At 45.2% G+C, this 16,218-nt stretch carries 16 protein-coding genes and 1 pseudogene; 6 read left to right on the forward strand and 11 right to left on the reverse strand.

The window, feature by feature from the left end; translation table 11 throughout:
* The first annotated feature begins 29 nt into the window (after positions 1–29).
* Positions 30–362, forward strand: coding sequence for a YnfA family protein (locus UA76_RS14985; protein ID WP_047047879.1), 333 nt, complete (start codon positions 30–32; stop codon positions 360–362).
* Between the two features lie 68 nt (positions 363–430).
* Here the strand turns inward: UA76_RS14985 and UA76_RS14990 are convergent, their stop codons facing one another.
* Both UA76_RS14990 and UA76_RS14995 read right to left on the reverse strand, forming a co-directional pair.
* Positions 431–1,216: a DUF4198 domain-containing protein gene (locus UA76_RS14990; RefSeq protein WP_047047745.1), complete on the reverse strand. Its 786-nt coding sequence runs from the start codon at positions 1,214–1,216 to the stop codon at positions 431–433.
* A 55-nt stretch (positions 1,217–1,271) separates the two neighbouring features.
* Positions 1,272–1,583: a hypothetical protein gene (locus tag UA76_RS14995; RefSeq protein ID WP_047047748.1), complete on the reverse strand. Its 312-nt coding sequence runs from the start codon at positions 1,581–1,583 to the stop codon at positions 1,272–1,274.
* Positions 1,584–1,839: 256 nt separating this feature from the next.
* On the opposite strand from UA76_RS14995, the gene UA76_RS15000 reads away from it, so the two are divergent.
* The 5 genes from UA76_RS15000 (at position 1,840) to UA76_RS15015 (ending at position 7,801) form a co-directional block, all read left to right on the forward strand.
* Positions 1,840–2,073: a FeoA family protein gene (locus UA76_RS15000; protein ID WP_047047751.1), complete on the forward strand. Its 234-nt coding sequence runs from the start codon at positions 1,840–1,842 to the stop codon at positions 2,071–2,073.
* 19 nt (positions 2,074–2,092) lie between these two features.
* On the forward strand, positions 2,093–4,591 hold the full coding sequence (feoB, locus tag UA76_RS15005) for a ferrous iron transport protein B (protein ID WP_047047753.1): 2,499 nt from the start codon (positions 2,093–2,095) through the stop codon (positions 4,589–4,591).
* Positions 4,592–4,604: 13 nt separating this feature from the next.
* Positions 4,605–4,760 carry a FeoB-associated Cys-rich membrane protein gene (locus tag UA76_RS23105; RefSeq protein WP_084705520.1) on the forward strand — a complete coding sequence of 52 codons (156 nt, stop codon included), beginning with the start codon at positions 4,605–4,607 and terminating at the stop codon, positions 4,758–4,760.
* A gap of 177 nt (positions 4,761–4,937) precedes the next feature.
* Positions 4,938–6,146, forward strand: a complete 1,209-nt coding sequence (locus UA76_RS15010; RefSeq protein WP_047047756.1) for a putative manganese transporter — start codon at positions 4,938–4,940, stop codon at positions 6,144–6,146.
* Between the two features lie 299 nt (positions 6,147–6,445).
* Positions 6,446–7,801 (forward strand): Na+/H+ antiporter NhaC family protein, encoded by a 1,356-nt coding sequence (locus tag UA76_RS15015; RefSeq protein WP_047047760.1) that lies wholly within the window; start codon positions 6,446–6,448, stop codon positions 7,799–7,801.
* A gap of 53 nt (positions 7,802–7,854) precedes the next feature.
* On the opposite strand, the gene UA76_RS15020 is transcribed toward UA76_RS15015, so the two are convergent.
* From UA76_RS15020 to UA76_RS15060, 9 genes and pseudogenes are all read right to left on the reverse strand, one after another.
* Entirely contained in the window at positions 7,855–8,469 is a 615-nt protein-coding gene (locus tag UA76_RS15020; RefSeq protein WP_052772063.1) for an OmpA family protein, read from the reverse strand.
* A 248-nt stretch (positions 8,470–8,717) separates the two neighbouring features.
* The gene (locus UA76_RS15025; protein ID WP_047047763.1) at positions 8,718–9,527 is read right to left on the reverse strand and encodes a Cof-type HAD-IIB family hydrolase; all 810 of its coding nucleotides are present in this window, start codon (positions 9,525–9,527) and stop codon (positions 8,718–8,720) included.
* Positions 9,528–9,709: 182 nt separating this feature from the next.
* Positions 9,710–11,110, reverse strand: coding sequence for an MATE family efflux transporter (locus UA76_RS15030; RefSeq protein WP_047047765.1), 1,401 nt, complete (start codon positions 11,108–11,110; stop codon positions 9,710–9,712).
* 154 nt (positions 11,111–11,264) lie between these two features.
* Positions 11,265–11,825, reverse strand: a complete 561-nt coding sequence (locus UA76_RS15035) for a DUF3833 domain-containing protein (RefSeq protein WP_047047769.1) — start codon at positions 11,823–11,825, stop codon at positions 11,265–11,267.
* Positions 11,822–12,325, reverse strand: coding sequence for a chalcone isomerase family protein (locus tag UA76_RS15040; protein ID WP_047047772.1), 504 nt, complete (start codon positions 12,323–12,325; stop codon positions 11,822–11,824). The genes UA76_RS15035 and UA76_RS15040 overlap by 4 nt, the downstream gene beginning before the upstream one ends.
* 94 nt (positions 12,326–12,419) lie before the next feature.
* Positions 12,420–12,926, reverse strand: a complete 507-nt coding sequence (locus UA76_RS15045; protein ID WP_047047776.1) for a DUF2878 domain-containing protein — start codon at positions 12,924–12,926, stop codon at positions 12,420–12,422.
* Entirely contained in the window at positions 12,904–14,184 is a 1,281-nt protein-coding gene (locus UA76_RS15050; RefSeq protein ID WP_047047777.1) for an SAM-dependent methyltransferase, read from the reverse strand. The genes UA76_RS15045 and UA76_RS15050 overlap by 23 nt, the downstream gene beginning before the upstream one ends.
* A 34-nt stretch (positions 14,185–14,218) precedes the next feature.
* Positions 14,219–14,967: pseudogene (locus UA76_RS15055) on the reverse strand (DUF1365 domain-containing protein).
* Positions 14,964–16,217, reverse strand: a complete 1,254-nt coding sequence (locus UA76_RS15060) for an NAD(P)/FAD-dependent oxidoreductase (protein ID WP_047047781.1) — start codon at positions 16,215–16,217, stop codon at positions 14,964–14,966. The pseudogene UA76_RS15055 and the gene UA76_RS15060 overlap by 4 nt, the downstream one beginning before the upstream one ends.
* Position 16,218: the final 1 nt, after the last annotated feature.

A 16,218-nucleotide genomic window follows, 5' to 3' on the forward strand; every position in this document is an offset into this window, starting at 1 on the left:
ATTTTTTACTAAAGTTTCCGGAGCTTGCCTTGCCAGAACTTAAAACTGTTGGTTTATTTTTCATCACCGCTGTCGCTGAAATTCTAGGATGCTACTTGCCTTACCTTTGGCTTAAAGAGGGCAAAACGATATGGTTACTTGTTCCAGCTGCGTTCTTTCTAGCGCTGTTCGCTTGGTTGTTATCATTACATCCGACTGCCGCCGGAAGGGTTTATGCTGCTTATGGTGGAGTCTATATTTTCGTTGCCATCGTTTGGCTGTGGTTGGTGGACGGTATTCGTCCGACAAGTTGGGATGTGGTGGGAACGCTCGTCGCCATATGTGGTATGGCAATCATCATGTTTGCCCCGCGGGCAGGTTGAATAGCGTTTTTGTATGACGAAAAAGCTGGCACTTGGCCAGCTTTAGGTTTACAAGATGAATCAGGTAGTTACAAAGATTGAGCTTCAATCCATAGCACTGCATCTTGCGACAACTCTTTGCCTTTGTATTCCGTATCTGGCCCAGAGCCTAGACATGCAAAGCCCCATTTGCCTGCAGTTGGAATACCAAATGTAAACATACCTTGAGCATCTGTAATCGCAACAATGGCAGAAGCTGGTGGCTCGCGATGAGTATCTTGGCTAAATGAGTTCGCTTTTGTATCGATGTCTGTGTTCAAGAATTCGATTTCGCACTCAACACCTGCGGCAGGTTTACCTTCAGAAAGAAGTTGGCCAGTAAATGTGCTACCCGCGAAAACTTGGTAAGGCTTGTTTAGTGGAACAATCTCTGTCTTAAGGCCCACAGGTTCGTTCCAACCTGTTGGTAGACCGCCTTTGTTGATTACACGCTTGGTAATTTGCTGAATGTAGATGTCTTCACCACCTTCGTAGTAAGGTGCAGGAACGATACCAAAGATGTAGTCGCCATTGCGGCGCACTTTGTATTCAACTTGATAAGCATCGGCTTCGTTGTCGTGGCCTTTCCACTTAATGGCTTCTAAGTCTTTCTTAAGATCTGTTTTTTTGTCTTTGAATAGAACGAAAAGCTCTTCTGGCTCGCCCATATCCATCACGTGCCCATTATCCATTGGATGGCCGAACACCAACTTCATGTCTAATGTTTCCGGTTTTTCTAGCTGCGAAGTTGGGGTGTACATCAGCTGGAAGTGTGCGTTAGACGCAGCAGAAAACGCAAGAGCGGCCACACTTGCTGCAAGAGCGAGTTTTTTCATAATTTTTCCCTAAAAGATTTTAACTAACAGAATTTATTCGATGCTTATTCGCGATTTATTCAACGATGTCTTTACCGTCAACTTCGATTGAGTGACCTGGACCCGCGTTAAACTGAACTTTGTATTCGCCTGCAGGTTTTTCAAACTCAATCTCGCCATCTTCGTTGATGGCACTATTAATTAGCTCGGCACCATTCGCGTCTAAAACCAGTACTTCAACACCGGAAGCGGAAGAACCATCAGAGAATCCGCCTTCACATAAAATGATGTTGTCGCCGAAGTCGTAGCAAGAGAAGAGAGGGGTATGAGCTAACGCGGCAGTTGGTAGTAGGGCGCTGATAAGCAGTGATAGTGTTACTTTTTTCATGGATGTCATCCTTCATAACCAATTGTAACTAATAACAATTTGGTAAAGTTATTCTTTGGAATTGAGTATTAACTAAGTACTCATTTGGTTTGTAGAATAATCATGCCGAATCATCATTGAAAGTGATAATAATTGTCATTTGCTTTTCTATTGATTTAGATCATGTATAAGTCAGTTAGTGGGTTTCGGGAATTTTTATCGCTGTTACATCCAGTTACAATGGGTCTATTGTGCGCAATTTGTTCAGTATGCCGTTATGAAAATAGAACTCAGCAAGTTAAAGCCCGGAGACAAAGGGCTAATAGTTTCTCACCAATCTCAAGGCGCCATTCGTCAACGTTTATTAGATTTAGGTCTGATTCCGGAAATGACCTTAGAGTTTGTTCGATACGCTCCAATGGGCGATCCACTTGAAGTTCGTGTGGGTCGAACGAACGTCGTCATTCGCAAGCAAGAAGCCGCGACAGTTCTTGTCGAACTAAACAATTGAGCAGCAGGGTAGGATAAAGATGCAAAGAAAGAAAATACTGCTTGCTGGTCAACAGAACGCGGGTAAATCGACAGTATTCAACATGCTAACAGGGGCTCGTCAGCACGTTGCTAATTACCCAGGTGTGACTGTCGATAAGAAAACCGGCTACTTCTCTAATGAGTTTGGCTCTTATCAGTTGATCGATTTACCGGGGACTTACAGCTTAACGAGCTTTTCATTAGAAGAGCGCGTAGCCAGAAAAGCTCTTCGTGAAGAAAATGCCGATGTCGTGCTTAATGTCATGGACGCTGCCAATATCAACCGTTCTCTGCATTTGTCTTTGCAGCTGATGGAACTTGAGTTGCCAGCCGCCATTGCACTAAACATGATGGATGTGGCCAAGAAAGAAGGCATTGAGATCGATAGCCAAAAGCTCTCTACCGAGCTAAATGTTCCGGTTGTAGAGTGTATTGGCCGACTCGGTAAAGGTGTGGAGGGTATCACCAGCGCGATCAATCAAGCTCAGCCGAGTCAGTTTACGATTCCATATCCAAAGTTAGAAGATGCTATTTCTATATTGTCCCAACGCATTGATGGACTAAAGTGCCAGAACAAACCCGCAGCGCGTTGGTTGGCGTTACGTCTGCTTGAAAATGATAAAGAAGCTATGAGTTGGCTTGAATCTGTGTTGGATGCTCAAACTTGGCAAGCGTTACTCGATCTCAGTGATCAACAACAGAGCGCGGTTAAAGCAGAGCTTAGAACTGAAATAAACGACTACATTGTTGCCCAACGACAGTTAGTGGTGTCTCGTTTAATCGATACTTGTGTGACCTTTGAGGAGCGAGCGGCGGATAAACCATCCTTTACCCAACGCTTCGATAGTTTAGTACTCAATAAGTTTGGTGCGCCTATCTTTCTGATTGCGACAGTGTTTGTGATCTATCAGAGTTCGATTGTTTACGGTTATGAGCTCACTAACTATTGGTGGCCGTATCTGGCGGCTTTTCGTGAAATCGTCGCCTCAATACTGCCTGATGCCGGATTCCTTTATGACCCTTATGTCCGCTCGCTCGGCTTATGGGTGGTGGATTCTGCCAATACACTCCTAAACTACATTCCTATTTTCCTGATTCTTTTTGCGCTAATCGCGATTCTGGAAGATTCGGGTTACATGGCGAGAATTGCCTTTATCTCTGACAAGATCTTGCACCGATTCGGCCTTCATGGACAAAGCACATTACCAATGATCTTGGCGGGCGTATTCGCCGGTGGTTGCGCCGTACCGGGCGTCATGGCGACTAAAGGTATTCCAGACAATCGAGCCAGATTGGCGACCATTCTTACCGTGCCGTACATGAACTGTTTGGCGAAGATCCCACTCTATACATTGCTGTTGGGTATATTCTTTGTAGAAGATAAATCCTTGATGACGTTCTACATTTCAACTATTTCGATTATCGCAGCGCTATTGGTGGCGAAATTACTGACAAAGACTGTTCTGCGTAAAACCGAAACAGCGCCATTTGTAATGGAGCTGCCTCGTTACAACCTGCCTACGGTTAGAAGTGTTGTTACGCGGTCACTTGAGCGTACTTGGATGTACGTGCGCAAAGTTGGGACGATTGTGTTGGCGGTTTCAACCGTTATTTTTGTTCTTCTTCAGTTTCCGGGTATTCCAGCAGGTAGCCACGAAGATTTTCAGTTACAAGCTCAAAACGCTGTCGCCAAGTTTGAAAAGTCGGTGAAAAATACTGATTTCGAAGGGCAGTTTGATCAAGAGTCACTACCTGTATTGGTGAACTATTACACTGATTTCAAGCGTGCCAAACTTAACGCGAAAGGTGCGGAAGCGTCTAAAGCGGTAAACAATAAGTTTGAAGCGATTAATGGTGAATTCTATTCAGTAGTGGCACCGGTAAAAGGAGACAAAGGTGCGAGAAAAGCAAACCGTGCCTTACGCAAGCTAACATCGGATCGAAACAAAATTCGCCGTGAAATGAAGGAGCTGCGCTTAGAAAGCTCACTGTTAGGTATGTTTGGTCGCTCGTTAGAGCCAGTTACCCAATATGCGGGCTTTGATTGGAAGATAAACGTAGCGCTATTCTCGTCATTTGCGGCTCGAGAAAGTAGTGTGGCAACCCTTGGCGTGTTGTTTCAACAAGATGAAGAGAGTAACCAAAAGCTTGAAGAGCGTATGGGAGAATCTAGCGAACTCACGGGGCACGGTGACTTAGCCGCAGTCGCATTAATTCTATTCTTCATTCTTTACCCGCCGTGCTTAGCTACGGTCATGATGATCAAAGTACAAACAGGACAATACCGCTGGATGGTCTTGTCAATTGTTTTGCCAACCGCGATCGGCTTCGGTGTTGCTACGGCGGTTTATACCATTGGTAACGCGTTGTCTCTAACAGGTATCCAACTGATGTCAGTGACGTATTTTGTCGCGCTGTTGAGTCTGTTGTTGTTTGGATTCAAAGACACCATTAAACGCAAAGCCATGCCTAATGAAATCCCAATAAAGAACGTATAAAGAGGAAGCAGACATGTACGAGCAATCTTTCCAGATTTGGGACTTAGCGATAGTTGCCATCGCCGTCGGTGGTGCAGGTTACTATATGTATCGCAAAATCTTTAAGAAGAAATGGGCTTGTGGCAGCGGTTGTGATTCGTGCTCAAGTGCGCCAAAGAAAAACACATAGAGCTAACAGCTAGATCTATAGGAAACAGCGCCTCAATAGGCGCTGTTTTTATTGTTGAATACAATCTAAGTCTCAGTTTAGACATCCGCACTTTTTTTTCTTTTAAATTAATTGTAAATGATAATGATTTGCATTAACTTTGTGAGAGTTAAATTAGTTTTCTCTTAAGGTTTTTCGATGAGCTATCAGAAATTCTTGTATTTTACAGGCATTGTATTCGATTCGTCTCAGTTTAAAATCAGGTATAAGCGATTGTTCTTACCTGCCGCACTTCTTGCCTTGATTGCAACTCCCGCAACGAGAGAAGTGGTGATTGCAACCTTGTCGGACAGCTTTTGGGCTGTCGCTTGTTATGTCGCGGCGACACTGTCTGTCTATCACTATTTTTCATCAGTTTTAACTAGCCAAAATGTTATTGCACGCCTTTATCATCGCTCTAGAGATCACCAAGTGTTGTTTGCCGCGTTGCTTGGTGCGCTGCCGGGTTGTGGTGGTGCGATTGTTGTGGCTACCCAGTTTATTCAAGGCAGAGTTGGATTCGGTTCCCTTGTCGCTGTTTTGACGGCGACCATGGGCGATGCTGCTTTTCTGCTGTTGGCTAGCGAACCAAAGACAGGGTTTCTTGTTGTAAGTGTCGGCGTTGTGGTCGGTGTGGTCACAGGATGGGTTGTCAATGCGATTCATGATGACGGATTTTTAAGACCGAAAGCAAAGCTTCATCACGCACTGACCCAAGCATGTTTTAGAGAAGGGGATAGCAATGCGCAAAACGACACGGCGATAAACCTTCAAGGTCTTTTGTGGAAAGTTCTTTTAGTGCCCGGAGCGTTTATAGCTTTAGCCTTGTCATTCCAGATTGATGTGAATGCTGCATTCCGCTTACCGGAAAACACTATAGAAGTGATCGGCGCGTGTTTAGTGATTGCTAATCTGCTTCTTTGGTCTTTGACTAGAGAGATCAACAGCTACGAAGCCACCGTTTCTGAAGATAAGAAACAAAAGAGCTTGCACCCAATCCAGAAGACCGCACAGGACACGAACTTCATCACCGCTTGGGTTGTCATTGCATTTTTGGCCTTCGAACTTACGAACGTAGTGTTCCCGTTTGAGCTTGGAACTTGGTCAAATCAATGGGTAATGGCGTTGCCTCTTCTAGGCGTGTTGTTTGGGTTGTTGCCAGGGTGTGGCCCACAAATTCTAATTACAAGTTTGTACTTGTCAGGTGCTGTCCCATTATCAGCTCAAATCAGTAACGCGCTGTCTAATGATGGTGATGCCTTGTTTCCAGTGTTGGCTATTGCACCAAAAGCAGCGCTTGTCGCCACACTATATTCGGCAGTTCCAGCGTTAATTGTAGGCTATGGTTTCTTCTTCTTGTTTGAATGAAACACCTGACTTCCGAATAGAGTCACCTTTAAATTAAACCCCCTTGAACAGGCCATATCGCTTTATTGCGTATGGCCTTTTCACTGTTTGGAGCCTAGCTGGTCACGTCTGTTCGTACTCTTGAATGCATAGTCCTAGAAAGGTTACAAAGTTGTACGTAGGTGTTGTGCCACTGAAATGAATAAGAGAATGAAAGGTAAATGATATAAATTTTACGGCCATTTAGACGTCTAGAAGTTGACATGTCTTTTACCTCCAACTAGTCTGCACTCCCTGTTTTAAAGTACGTAGTTTTAATCATGTCCAATCCAAAAAAAACAGAGCGTCACGCGAGTCCATCTGCGATCGCTTTGTTACCACTCGTAGTCTTTCTTGCTTTGTTCATTGGAGTAGGTTCCTACCTTTCTCTGCAAGGTGTTGATTTTGCTTTCTACCAATTACCTGCGCCAATCGCAGTGCTGCCAGCTATTGTTCTGGCACTGGTGTTAAGTAAAGAAACGCTGAATAAAGCGCTTGAGCAGTTCATGAAAGGGGTCGGACACCCAGACATCATCGCGATGTGTATGATCTACTTGTTAGCCGGCGCATTCGCGACGGTAGCAAAAGCATCTGGCGGTGTGGATGCCACGGTTAATTTAGGCTTATCAGCCATTCCAACCAGTATGATCCTGCCGAGTATCTTTTTGATCTCAGCATTCATTGCAACGGCGATGGGTACGTCGATGGGGACAATAGCAGCAGTAGCTCCGGTAGCGTTAGGCATCGCTGAATCGGCAGACATGAGCCTTGCTTTGACTGCGGGTGTTGTTCTGAGCGGCGCTATGTTCGGTGATAACCTATCAATTATTTCAGACACCACCATTGCCGCAACGCGTTCTCAAGGGTGTGAAATGAAGGACAAGTTCCGCGAGAATGTGCGCATAGCGATTCCCGCTGCGATCATTGCCATTGTTATTTTCGCATTCAATAGTACGGCAACCCAAGTGCCAGCGACTGAAGCGGTGGAGTGGGTGAAGGTATTGCCTTACATCGTAATTTTGATTCTTGCTGTCTCGGGCTTGAACGTGTTTGTCGTGCTTACTGTCGGCATCTTGATGGCTGGCTCTATCAGTTTAAGCTTCGTTGCAGGCTACTCAATGTCGACGTTCTCGAAAGATATATACGCTGGTTTTAGTGGTATGCAGGAGATCTTTCTACTTTCGATGTTGATTGGTGGTCTTAGTGAGCTGATGCGTCGACAGGGTGGTCTCGCTTTTCTAACGCAGATGATCAGTAAACTCATTCGTTCTGTTAGCTCGAACAACCCACAGAAAACGACAGGCCGTGCTAGTGAACTTGGTATCGCAGCATTGGTTTCAATGGTGAACGCATGTACCGCGAATAACACGGTCGCGATCATTGTATCAGGCGGGATTGCGAGGGAGCTCGCTGAAGAAAACCGAGTATCAGCGCGCCGCTCTGCAAGTTTACTGGATATATTCTCGTGTGTGGTTCAAGGCGTGTTGCCATATGGTGCGCAAGTGCTGTTATTAGGCTCAGTGTTTGGCTTATCGCCGTTAGCGATTGTTGCCAATTCATACTACTGTTTTGCTTTGGCAGCGATGGCGATTATTGCAGTGTTTGTTAAACATCCGAAGAGAAAAGTGGCTTATTAATTGTCACGATTTCGTGTTGAAAAAAGGCGTCGTATTGACGCCTTTTTGCTTTCTTAGCCTTGGATGATGGTCATTTCTACTCGTCGGTTACAAGCGCGACCTTCTTCCGTTTCGTTGTCACAAACGGGTTGATGTGGTCCAAAACCACGCATTTGGGTTCGAGCCCTTTCCAGCCCCGCCAAAGTTAACTCTGTTCTGACGCTGTGTGCCCGAGAGACAGACAAGCGTTCATTCTCGCGAAGATCCCCATTGGAATCTGTGTGACCTTCAACGATGAGTTTTGCCTCTGGGTAGCGGGTCATTACCTTAGCAATGCTGTCGATGGTCGGTTTAATAGCTGATTTGAGCTTGTAGCCATTTGACTTGAAAACGAGGTCACTGGCTAGGATTAAGGTGATCTTTTCGCCATGTCGATTAACCTCAAATTCAGTATCTTGCAATTGATGTCTGAGTTCAGTTTCCTGCTTATCGACGGTTGAACCGGAGAGCAGTTCAGGATCTAACGTCTGATCGACCTCATTCGTATCGTTCTCTTCAGAAGTTGCATGACACGTTGCGTCTGATGAGCATTGGGTATTTTGGTCAGAGTCACCGAAGGCCGATGTTGCACAGCCTGTTGAAGCAAGGGCAAAGGATAGGGCGCTCAGTAGTATTAGTGTGCTCTTCATAAACCGTATCGCTTGTCAGTGTGAGCCTAATGAGAATGCAGACTCAATAAAATGAAGGGCAGAAGCTATGCAAACAGTGATGCATATATCTATGTATAAAAAATGCCTCTGCATGAATGCAAAGGCATTGTAAGTATTGTAGTGGCGTTCAACGTTATAGGAATGACAATTTTCCGTAAACTGAACTATTGACTTATTAGTCAGATTTACAGTTTGATTCAGCTGCTTTAGGTCAGCTGCAAGTATCTTTAGTCTTCGAGCATAAACTGCTTTATACAGACAGCCACGCCGTGGTCGTTGTTACTAACCGTAATATGGTCTGCAATTTGTTTGGTTTCTTCCATCGCGTTTTCCATTGCGATGCCAAGCCCTGCGTACTTGAGCATGTGGTGATCGTTCTCAGCGTCACCCATAGCAATCACTTCTGATGCATCTATTCCTAGGTGCTCTGCAATCGCGGCAACACCGATGCCTTTGTTAGCGAGAGGATTAAGGAACTCTAAGAAGAAAGGTGCGCTTTGTACGACGGTAAACTCTTTTTTAAGTTCTACTGGTAGATTGGCGATGGCTTGGTCAAGAGCGGTTGGCTCTGCTACCATCATCACTTTGATGATTGGATGATCGTCTTCCAGTGCCTCGAAATTCATTTCAGTGATCTCAAGGCCGTTTATGTTTGCTTCTATGTCGGTGTACGGATTGTGCTCTGTTGTAATCAGACCATATTGGGTACTAAAGGCGTGTACAAAAACACCAAGCTGTTTAGCTTTGCGAGCGATTTTTTTCGCCGCCGCACCATTGATGATTTGTTGATGAATCACTTCGCCAGTTGCGACGTTTTTAACCATGGACCCGTTGTAGCAAAGAACAAAATCGTTATCGCCATTGATGCCAAGCAGATTAAGCTTATCGAGCATACCTTCGATTGGTCGGCCAGAGGCGAGAACTACGGTCTTTCCAGCTTGCTTAGCAAGTGAGATAGCGTGTTGGTTTTCCGCGGAGATGACTTTATCACTGTTGAGCAATGTCCCATCCAGATCGAGGGCAATCAGTTTATACATAGTTACTTACCTAAACGTTCAAAGTTAAAAGCGAGCACAAGGTGTAGCTGCAAGCAAAGAAGTCAGTCTACTGATTCTTTGTTTCAATGAAAAGAAATAAGCGATATACAAATTGATGAGATGTAAATCACAAGGGCAGAGGTTTCACTCTGCCCTAATCGAAAACAGACGTAATGCGCTTTTTAGTGAATCGCAGGTAAGTTGACTTCACTGTCTAAAAGCCGGCTTCGTTTGGCAATGATGTACCAAAGCCTTAGCAACATAGCGATCGCCGCGACGCTTAATCCGGTCACAATACCAATCCAGAATCCTTTTTCTCCCATCGCAGTGGTAAGCATATCTGTCATTCCCAAAACGATGCCCAGAGGTAATGCGAGACCCCAATAAGCAAGGATGGCAAGGAGCATTGGAACTTTTGTATCTTTATATCCGCGAAGTGCGCCATTGGCAGAGGTTTGCAATGCGTCACTGAATTGATACATGGCGGTAAACACGAGTAACGTGGCTGCGGTCGCACTCACTACGGGGTCTTGCGTGTATAGGCGAATGATCTGCTCAGGAAAGAGCAAAAATATTGCCACCGACAAAAGGGAAATGAGACCAGCTGTGATAATGCCAAAAAGGCTCTGCTCTTTCGCTTGAGTGTTTTTCTGCGCCCCAAGTGAATGGCCAACACGAATCGTAATTCCAAAAGAGATACTCATTGGAATCATGTACGTCATGCTCGATATATTCAATGCAATCTGAGCGGCTGCCACGTTCTCTGCCCCAATACGGCCAATCAAGAGGGCAATAACAGCAAAAATGCTTCCACATACCGCAATGTTCATACCGATAGGCACACCGAGAGATAGCAGTTGTTTGATGTCGCCAAACCGAGGTCTAATGTCATTGAAGTTTAGAATGCGCTTGTAGTGATGATGATAACGAATGTAGCTCCACAGCAGGCCTGACATGACCCAATAGACTAAACTCGTTGCCCAACCACTACCAACAGCGCCCATAGCGGGAAAGCCGAGCTTTCCGTAGATCAAAACGTAGTTTGTCGGTATGTTAAGTAAAAGCCCGACGACTGAGATGAACATTGGAGCTCGAGTGTTGTTCATACCCTCGCAGAAGCCATTGAGCGTATAGAACAGCGCGATACCCGGAACGCCATAGGCGAGGGCGATGACGTATCGACTGGCAATTGGAATGATCTCTTCAGCGACACCTATTTTAGTCAGAATCCATTCACCGGCGATTAGATAGGCCATTAAAATAGCGCTACAGAAGGCTGCAATCCACAGCATTTGAATAAACTCAATGCGTATTTTGTCGGGATCGTTAGCGCCTCTGTGATAAGCCACCACAGGTGTGAGCGCCATGATGATGCCTCGTAATAGCAGCGACACCGGTACCCATAAACTTGCGCCTAATGCAATTGCCGCAAGGTCTGCGGGGCTGACTTGCCCTGCCATTGTTGTATCAACAAAGCCCATCGCCTGCGTAGCGAGTTGCGTAAAAATGATCGGGATCGTTAGGTGTAGGAGTGCCTTGGACTCTTGTACAAAGCGCATGAACGAAGTGATGAGGTTTTTCATGTGTGTAAAAACACCAATATCAATACATCAATGATGGCGAGATAGCGAATATGTATTGTAGGGTGTGCTCGTGGGAGCGGCGGTAATATATACAGCTTGTTTGAGGTATTCAACCCCCTAAACCGAACTAATTCGGTATTAGAGGGCTCATGATTTATTGGGTATTTGTTGAGGCAATGCGAGAGGATTTTGGATTGACCTTTTCTATAAATAAGATGATTTCGCCCACCTTGAAGCCGTATTTAGTCATGTCGGTTTTGTTAAAAAGACGTTGTTCATCGAATAGGAACATCCAGTCGTCTAGCGTTAAGTCGTAAATCGTATCACCGACAGGGACTTGTAGTTCATATTTCCAATACAGAGCTGAGCCATTTATCGTTCCTTCTGCCGTTCCTACAACATCGCCGGCGGTTCCTTCATAGGTGTTGTCGCTGGTTTTGGTTAACTCCCAAACTCTTGTGGTTTTCTCTCCGTCGTCGAAGATGAACCACTCTTTAATAAGGCCTTTGTTTCCGTCCCAGTCGGCAACAAGGTCCACTTCAAATCGACGCATTAGGCCGCCGTTTCGATCAAGCACTAAACCGTACGCTTTTAGTTCACCATCAAAAAACTGTTCGAGTGTAAGTGCTGGCGTTGTCCCCTCATACTGCTCAATACTGTGCGTGCCACATCCTAGTAATGTAACGGAGAGTAGTGCTGCGTAAATCCATCTCATTTTGCTAATCCTAATAGTTGTTTTCTAAGCTCAGGTTCAGTTGTGTTTTGAGACAGCCAGATTGATAAGAAGGCATCCCCAAATTCGGGATCTTGAATTTTCCCTAAAGATTGGTCGCCGAAATAAAACTGACTGACGCCGGTTTCATCTGTTTTAAGAGTCAAAGCATCACCGGGCTCGACATTAGGCCATAGCGACTCCAGTGGCTCTATCCAACGATCAATGTCCTCTTGGGAGTAGTTAAGGTGTTCCCATTGCTGCGCGGTTGCTTCTATGAGCGCATCTTTTGAAATTGATTTCTCGTATACGATGCGCAGCGCCTGGGACTGGTTCTCATCTTGAAAGTTTGCGTCTCGATAGAGCTCGGCGGTATAAAGCGTCCAAAACAGATACTGCATTTCGCCTTCGCCCACTTTGTTCAATTCCTTGAGGGGGGAGCTAAAAACGGAAGCTGCAAACAGAGAGGTGCTGATAATAATTGTGTTGATGAGTAACTTCATGTCGTAACCCTACGTTAAGGCGCCTTTGTGAGGCGTTTTAATAAACGCGTTAGCAAATTAAATTTTACTAACCTCAACATAGGGATACGGGTAGTTAGGCGGTCCGGATCAGAAATCGGTTGTCGATTTGTTTAGTAGCGTAAATGAGCACAACGATTAACAATGCCCAAGAACAGGCTAGAGAAGTGATGAGAATGGGCATCGGTGTCAAGCTCGCCATTGCCCCCGCCTTAATACCTGCAAAGTAGCTTAATGGGCCACCGATCGCGCCGAAACCTGCCACAAGCCACGTTGGTTTGTGTGCTAACCAGCTCAGGCTATGGTTGAGGCAGAGCACAAACATTGCCCACAGTAGCGCTAGCCATAAAGGGAAGAAGTCGGCTTGTATAGCAAACGTTCCTGCCATTAAGTGGAGTTTATCTGCGACAATTCCCACAAGCGCTAACGGTAAAATTTGCAAGTCTTTGCGCTTGGTTGGGGAGAGTGCGAAGTGAAGCGCCAACAAGACCGTTAGCGCTATTGGCGCATACTCGGTAAAGAATGCGCAGATGAACCACGCAGACTGAAAGAGTACGAAGTTAGTAATCCAAAACCATTTCATCTTCTTGTCCTCGATATTGAGGTTTGCGCGCAACGATGTGGTGGGTACTGATCACACGCTCTAGAAACGCACCTTCACAGTAACAGAAGTAGAATAGCCACAGGTGTTTGAACTCTTCGCTGTAGCCTAGGCGATTGATTTCAGTCCAACGCGAAAGGAAGTTCACTTTCCAATCATTGAGGGTGCGAGCGTAGTGGAGGCCAATATCGTCAATTTGGTGAATCACCATGTCAGTTTGCTTAGCGATGTGTCCACTCATCACGGCAATAGACGGAAGGCATCCACCTGGAAAGATGTATTTTTGAATGAAATCTACCCCTTTTCGATACTTATCGTAGCGGCCATCTGCGATGGTGATCGATTGAATAAGCATCTTACCTGAAGGCTTTAGAAGAGATGAACATTTAGCAAAGAAATTCTCTAGAAACTCATGACCTACTGCTTCAATCATTTCAATGGATACGAGTTTATCGTATTGCCCTGTTAACGCACGATAGTCCTTCTTGAGTAGCGTTACTTTGGATTCGAGCCCTAAACGCTTTACTTCTTTTTCTGCATATTCGTGTTGTGCGTCAGAGATTGTCGTTGTGGTCACACGGCAGCCATAGTTCTTGGCCATGTAAGTCGCGAGTCCTCCCCAACCAGTTCCGATTTCAACCACATGATCCGTTTCTTTAAGACTCAAGCGTTGGCAGATGGTTTCCATCTTGTTTTGCTGTGCTGCGGAAAGGTCTAAGGCGTCGTCACTGTAAATGGCGGAAGAGTACTGCATGGATGGGTCTAAGAAGCGTGTGTATAACTCGTTACCAATATCGTAGTGTGCCAATATGTTGCGTTTTGAGCCGGCTTCAGTGTTGGCATTTTGTTTGCGCAAGAACCAGTGTTTAGCTCGGGTTAGCCACTGAACTTTACTGTCTAGAGCGTCAAGTTGGCGCTGGTTTCTTGCCATGATTTGAATAACTTTTGTTAGATCTGGGCTGGACCATTTACCATCGATATACGCTTCTGCCGCGCCGATACTGCCTCCTAAGGCGATATCTTTATAGCAACTGGTGTCGTAAACAACAAAGCAAGCTGACAAATCAGAAGACTCGTCACCAAAATTCCATACTTTATCGCCCTCGATAAGCTCTACATGCGCGTCTTCTAAAGGCTTTAGGACGCTAAAAATCAAGCTTCTAAACTTACTCTCTTGGGCTGACAGCAGCGGTGACGATGTCGCTTGAAGCCTATCAGTGTTTGATACTGTCTGTTCCATGGAAACCTCTTTGTTATCCTTATTATTGATCTTCTTATTTGGCGTCTGCTGACCTATTAGGATGGTCGACAAACGGAACTCGTTTTGCGAAAAGCTTAAGCGCCTGATAATAGATACCTGAAACAATTTTAAGCGTCATTGCTGGCAGTGACCTTATGGTGCTTCTTAGCTCCTTGCGGCTAAACTCATGCTTTTTCAGGTTTAGCGTGGCATCAAATAGCTTTTCGTTTTGGTGGTTTTCGATATGAACGAGTGTCGAGCTGGTTGGCGGTGATATTTTCCAAACATAATCCATATTCATTTCCATAAAGGGCGAGACATGGAAGCTCTTTTCTATTCGCATAGTGCCTGACATCTCGATGAGGTAGTAATGCCTCTCTCTCCATGGTGTATTGCTCACTTCTCCGAGCAAATATTGGCACTCGTTGTTCTCGTCATAACAGAAGTAACAATTGATTGGGCTAAAGTAGAGTCCAAAACATCGGCACTGAGCAACATGATGACCTTATTGTCTTCGCTCCAATCTCCACCTAACTGTTTAACTTTACTTAAGATACGCTGCTTCAAAGTACCGGGTTCACTTTTGACGTAATCTTTTTCGTTGAAACGCAAGGGGTTAAACCACTTGGTACCAAACACTTTGGATAAACGAGTGATATCGTCTAGCTCATCCAAGTCTATCCCTAGCATATAAAGACGGTACTGAAACTCATGAGAAACAGGTCTAAAACGGCGGTGTCTAACGTTGCCCCAATAAATGCCGCTGTTTGAGGAGCCACTCATAGAGTCGCTCCGAAACTAGAAGTGACATCCAATGCGCTTCGTACGCCATCTTCATGGAATCCGTTGTACCAATATGCACCTACAAAGTGTGTGTTATTTTTACCATTAATCAAGTCTCGCTGTTTTTGCGCGGCTACGCTGGTGGTGTTTAACACCGGGTGATGGTAAACAAACTTTTTGATGATCTTGTCGGGGTCAATGGCGTCGGTTTGGTTAAGAGTCACGCAGAAGGTATCGTCACTTTGAATACCTTGTAGGATGTTCATGTTGTAAGTGACACAAGCTGGGCGACTGGATTCCCCGTCTAATCGGTAGTTCCAGCTGGCCCATGCGAGGCGACGCTTGGGCAGCATGTCGATGTCGGTATGAAGAACAACTTCGTTACGGCTATACGGAATGTTGCCAAGTACGGCTTTTTCGTCTTGCGTCGGATCGCTGAGTAAGCTCAGTGCTTGATCAGAATGACAAGCAAAAATAACTTCATCAAACTTGAATAGTTCACCATCTTGCATCTCAATAGTAACGCCTTCGGATGAACGTGTAACCGTGCGAATCGTCGAGTTGGTTTGAACTGGTTTTGATAACTGAGAAGTTATAACCTTAACGTACTCGCGAGAACCGCCGGGAACGACGTACCATTGCGGCCTATCCGTTATATTTAACAAACCGTGATTAAAGAAGAATTGAATGAAAAACTTCAGTTCAAAACGTTCCATTTCTTCAAGGCTAGTAGACCAAATCGCGGCACCCATGGGTAAAATGTAGTGCTCACTAAAGAAATCACTAAACCCATTTTCTTTCAAGAAATCGCCGAGTCTCGCGCCGTCGTCATAAACGTTGCTGTGATAGATGGATTTGCACAACTTGTTAAAGCGTAAAATATCAGAAATCAAACGCCAAAATTGAGGCCTAAAGATGTTTCTTCGTTGAGCAAACAGAGAGTTAATGCCGTGGCCATTGTATTCGAACTGGGTTTGTCGGTTATGTACGCTAAAGCTCATCTCCGTTGGCTGACGGTCGATCCCCAGTTGGGCTAATAACTTTAAGAAATTTGGATAAGTGCGATTGTTGAATACGATAAAACCAGTATCGATGGCGTATGGACGTCCGTTGTGTTCGATGTCAACGGTAGCGGTGTGACCACCGACGTAGTGGTTTTTTTCAAAAACGGTAACGTCATACTGCTTGTCGAGTAGATGTGCGCATGTAAGGCCTGAAATTCCAGAGCCAATGACTGCGATTTTTTTCATT

The organism is Vibrio mexicanus (genome assembly GCF_001012815.1).
Taxonomy (GTDB): domain Bacteria; phylum Pseudomonadota; class Gammaproteobacteria; order Enterobacterales; family Vibrionaceae; genus Vibrio; species Vibrio mexicanus.

What these genes read in the sequence shown, in the direction of transcription:
- UA76_RS15015 (WP_047047760.1), top strand. Translation starts at nt 6,446, where the DNA reads ATGTCCAATCCAAAAAAAACAGAGCGTCACGCGAGTCCATCTGCGATC.
- UA76_RS15040 (WP_047047772.1), bottom strand. Translation starts at nt 12,325, where the DNA reads ATGAAGTTACTCATCAACACAATTATTATCAGCACCTCTCTGTTTGCA.
- UA76_RS14990 (WP_047047745.1), bottom strand. Translation starts at nt 1,216, where the DNA reads ATGAAAAAACTCGCTCTTGCAGCAAGTGTGGCCGCTCTTGCGTTTTCT.
- UA76_RS23105 (WP_084705520.1), top strand. Translation starts at nt 4,605, where the DNA reads ATGTACGAGCAATCTTTCCAGATTTGGGACTTAGCGATAGTTGCCATC.
- UA76_RS15025 (WP_047047763.1), bottom strand. Translation starts at nt 9,527, where the DNA reads ATGTATAAACTGATTGCCCTCGATCTGGATGGGACATTGCTCAACAGT.
- UA76_RS15020 (WP_052772063.1), bottom strand. Translation starts at nt 8,469, where the DNA reads ATGAAGAGCACACTAATACTACTGAGCGCCCTATCCTTTGCCCTTGCT.
- UA76_RS15060 (WP_047047781.1), bottom strand. Translation starts at nt 16,217, where the DNA reads ATGAAAAAAATCGCAGTCATTGGCTCTGGAATTTCAGGCCTTACATGC.
- UA76_RS15010 (WP_047047756.1), top strand. Translation starts at nt 4,938, where the DNA reads ATGAGCTATCAGAAATTCTTGTATTTTACAGGCATTGTATTCGATTCG.
- feoB (WP_047047753.1), top strand. Translation starts at nt 2,093, where the DNA reads ATGCAAAGAAAGAAAATACTGCTTGCTGGTCAACAGAACGCGGGTAAA.
- UA76_RS15000 (WP_047047751.1), top strand. Translation starts at nt 1,840, where the DNA reads ATGAAAATAGAACTCAGCAAGTTAAAGCCCGGAGACAAAGGGCTAATA.
- UA76_RS15050 (WP_047047777.1), bottom strand. Translation starts at nt 14,184, where the DNA reads ATGGAACAGACAGTATCAAACACTGATAGGCTTCAAGCGACATCGTCA.
- UA76_RS15045 (WP_047047776.1), bottom strand. Translation starts at nt 12,926, where the DNA reads ATGAAATGGTTTTGGATTACTAACTTCGTACTCTTTCAGTCTGCGTGG.
- UA76_RS15030 (WP_047047765.1), bottom strand. Translation starts at nt 11,110, where the DNA reads ATGAAAAACCTCATCACTTCGTTCATGCGCTTTGTACAAGAGTCCAAG.
- UA76_RS15035 (WP_047047769.1), bottom strand. Translation starts at nt 11,825, where the DNA reads ATGAGATGGATTTACGCAGCACTACTCTCCGTTACATTACTAGGATGT.
- UA76_RS14995 (WP_047047748.1), bottom strand. Translation starts at nt 1,583, where the DNA reads ATGAAAAAAGTAACACTATCACTGCTTATCAGCGCCCTACTACCAACT.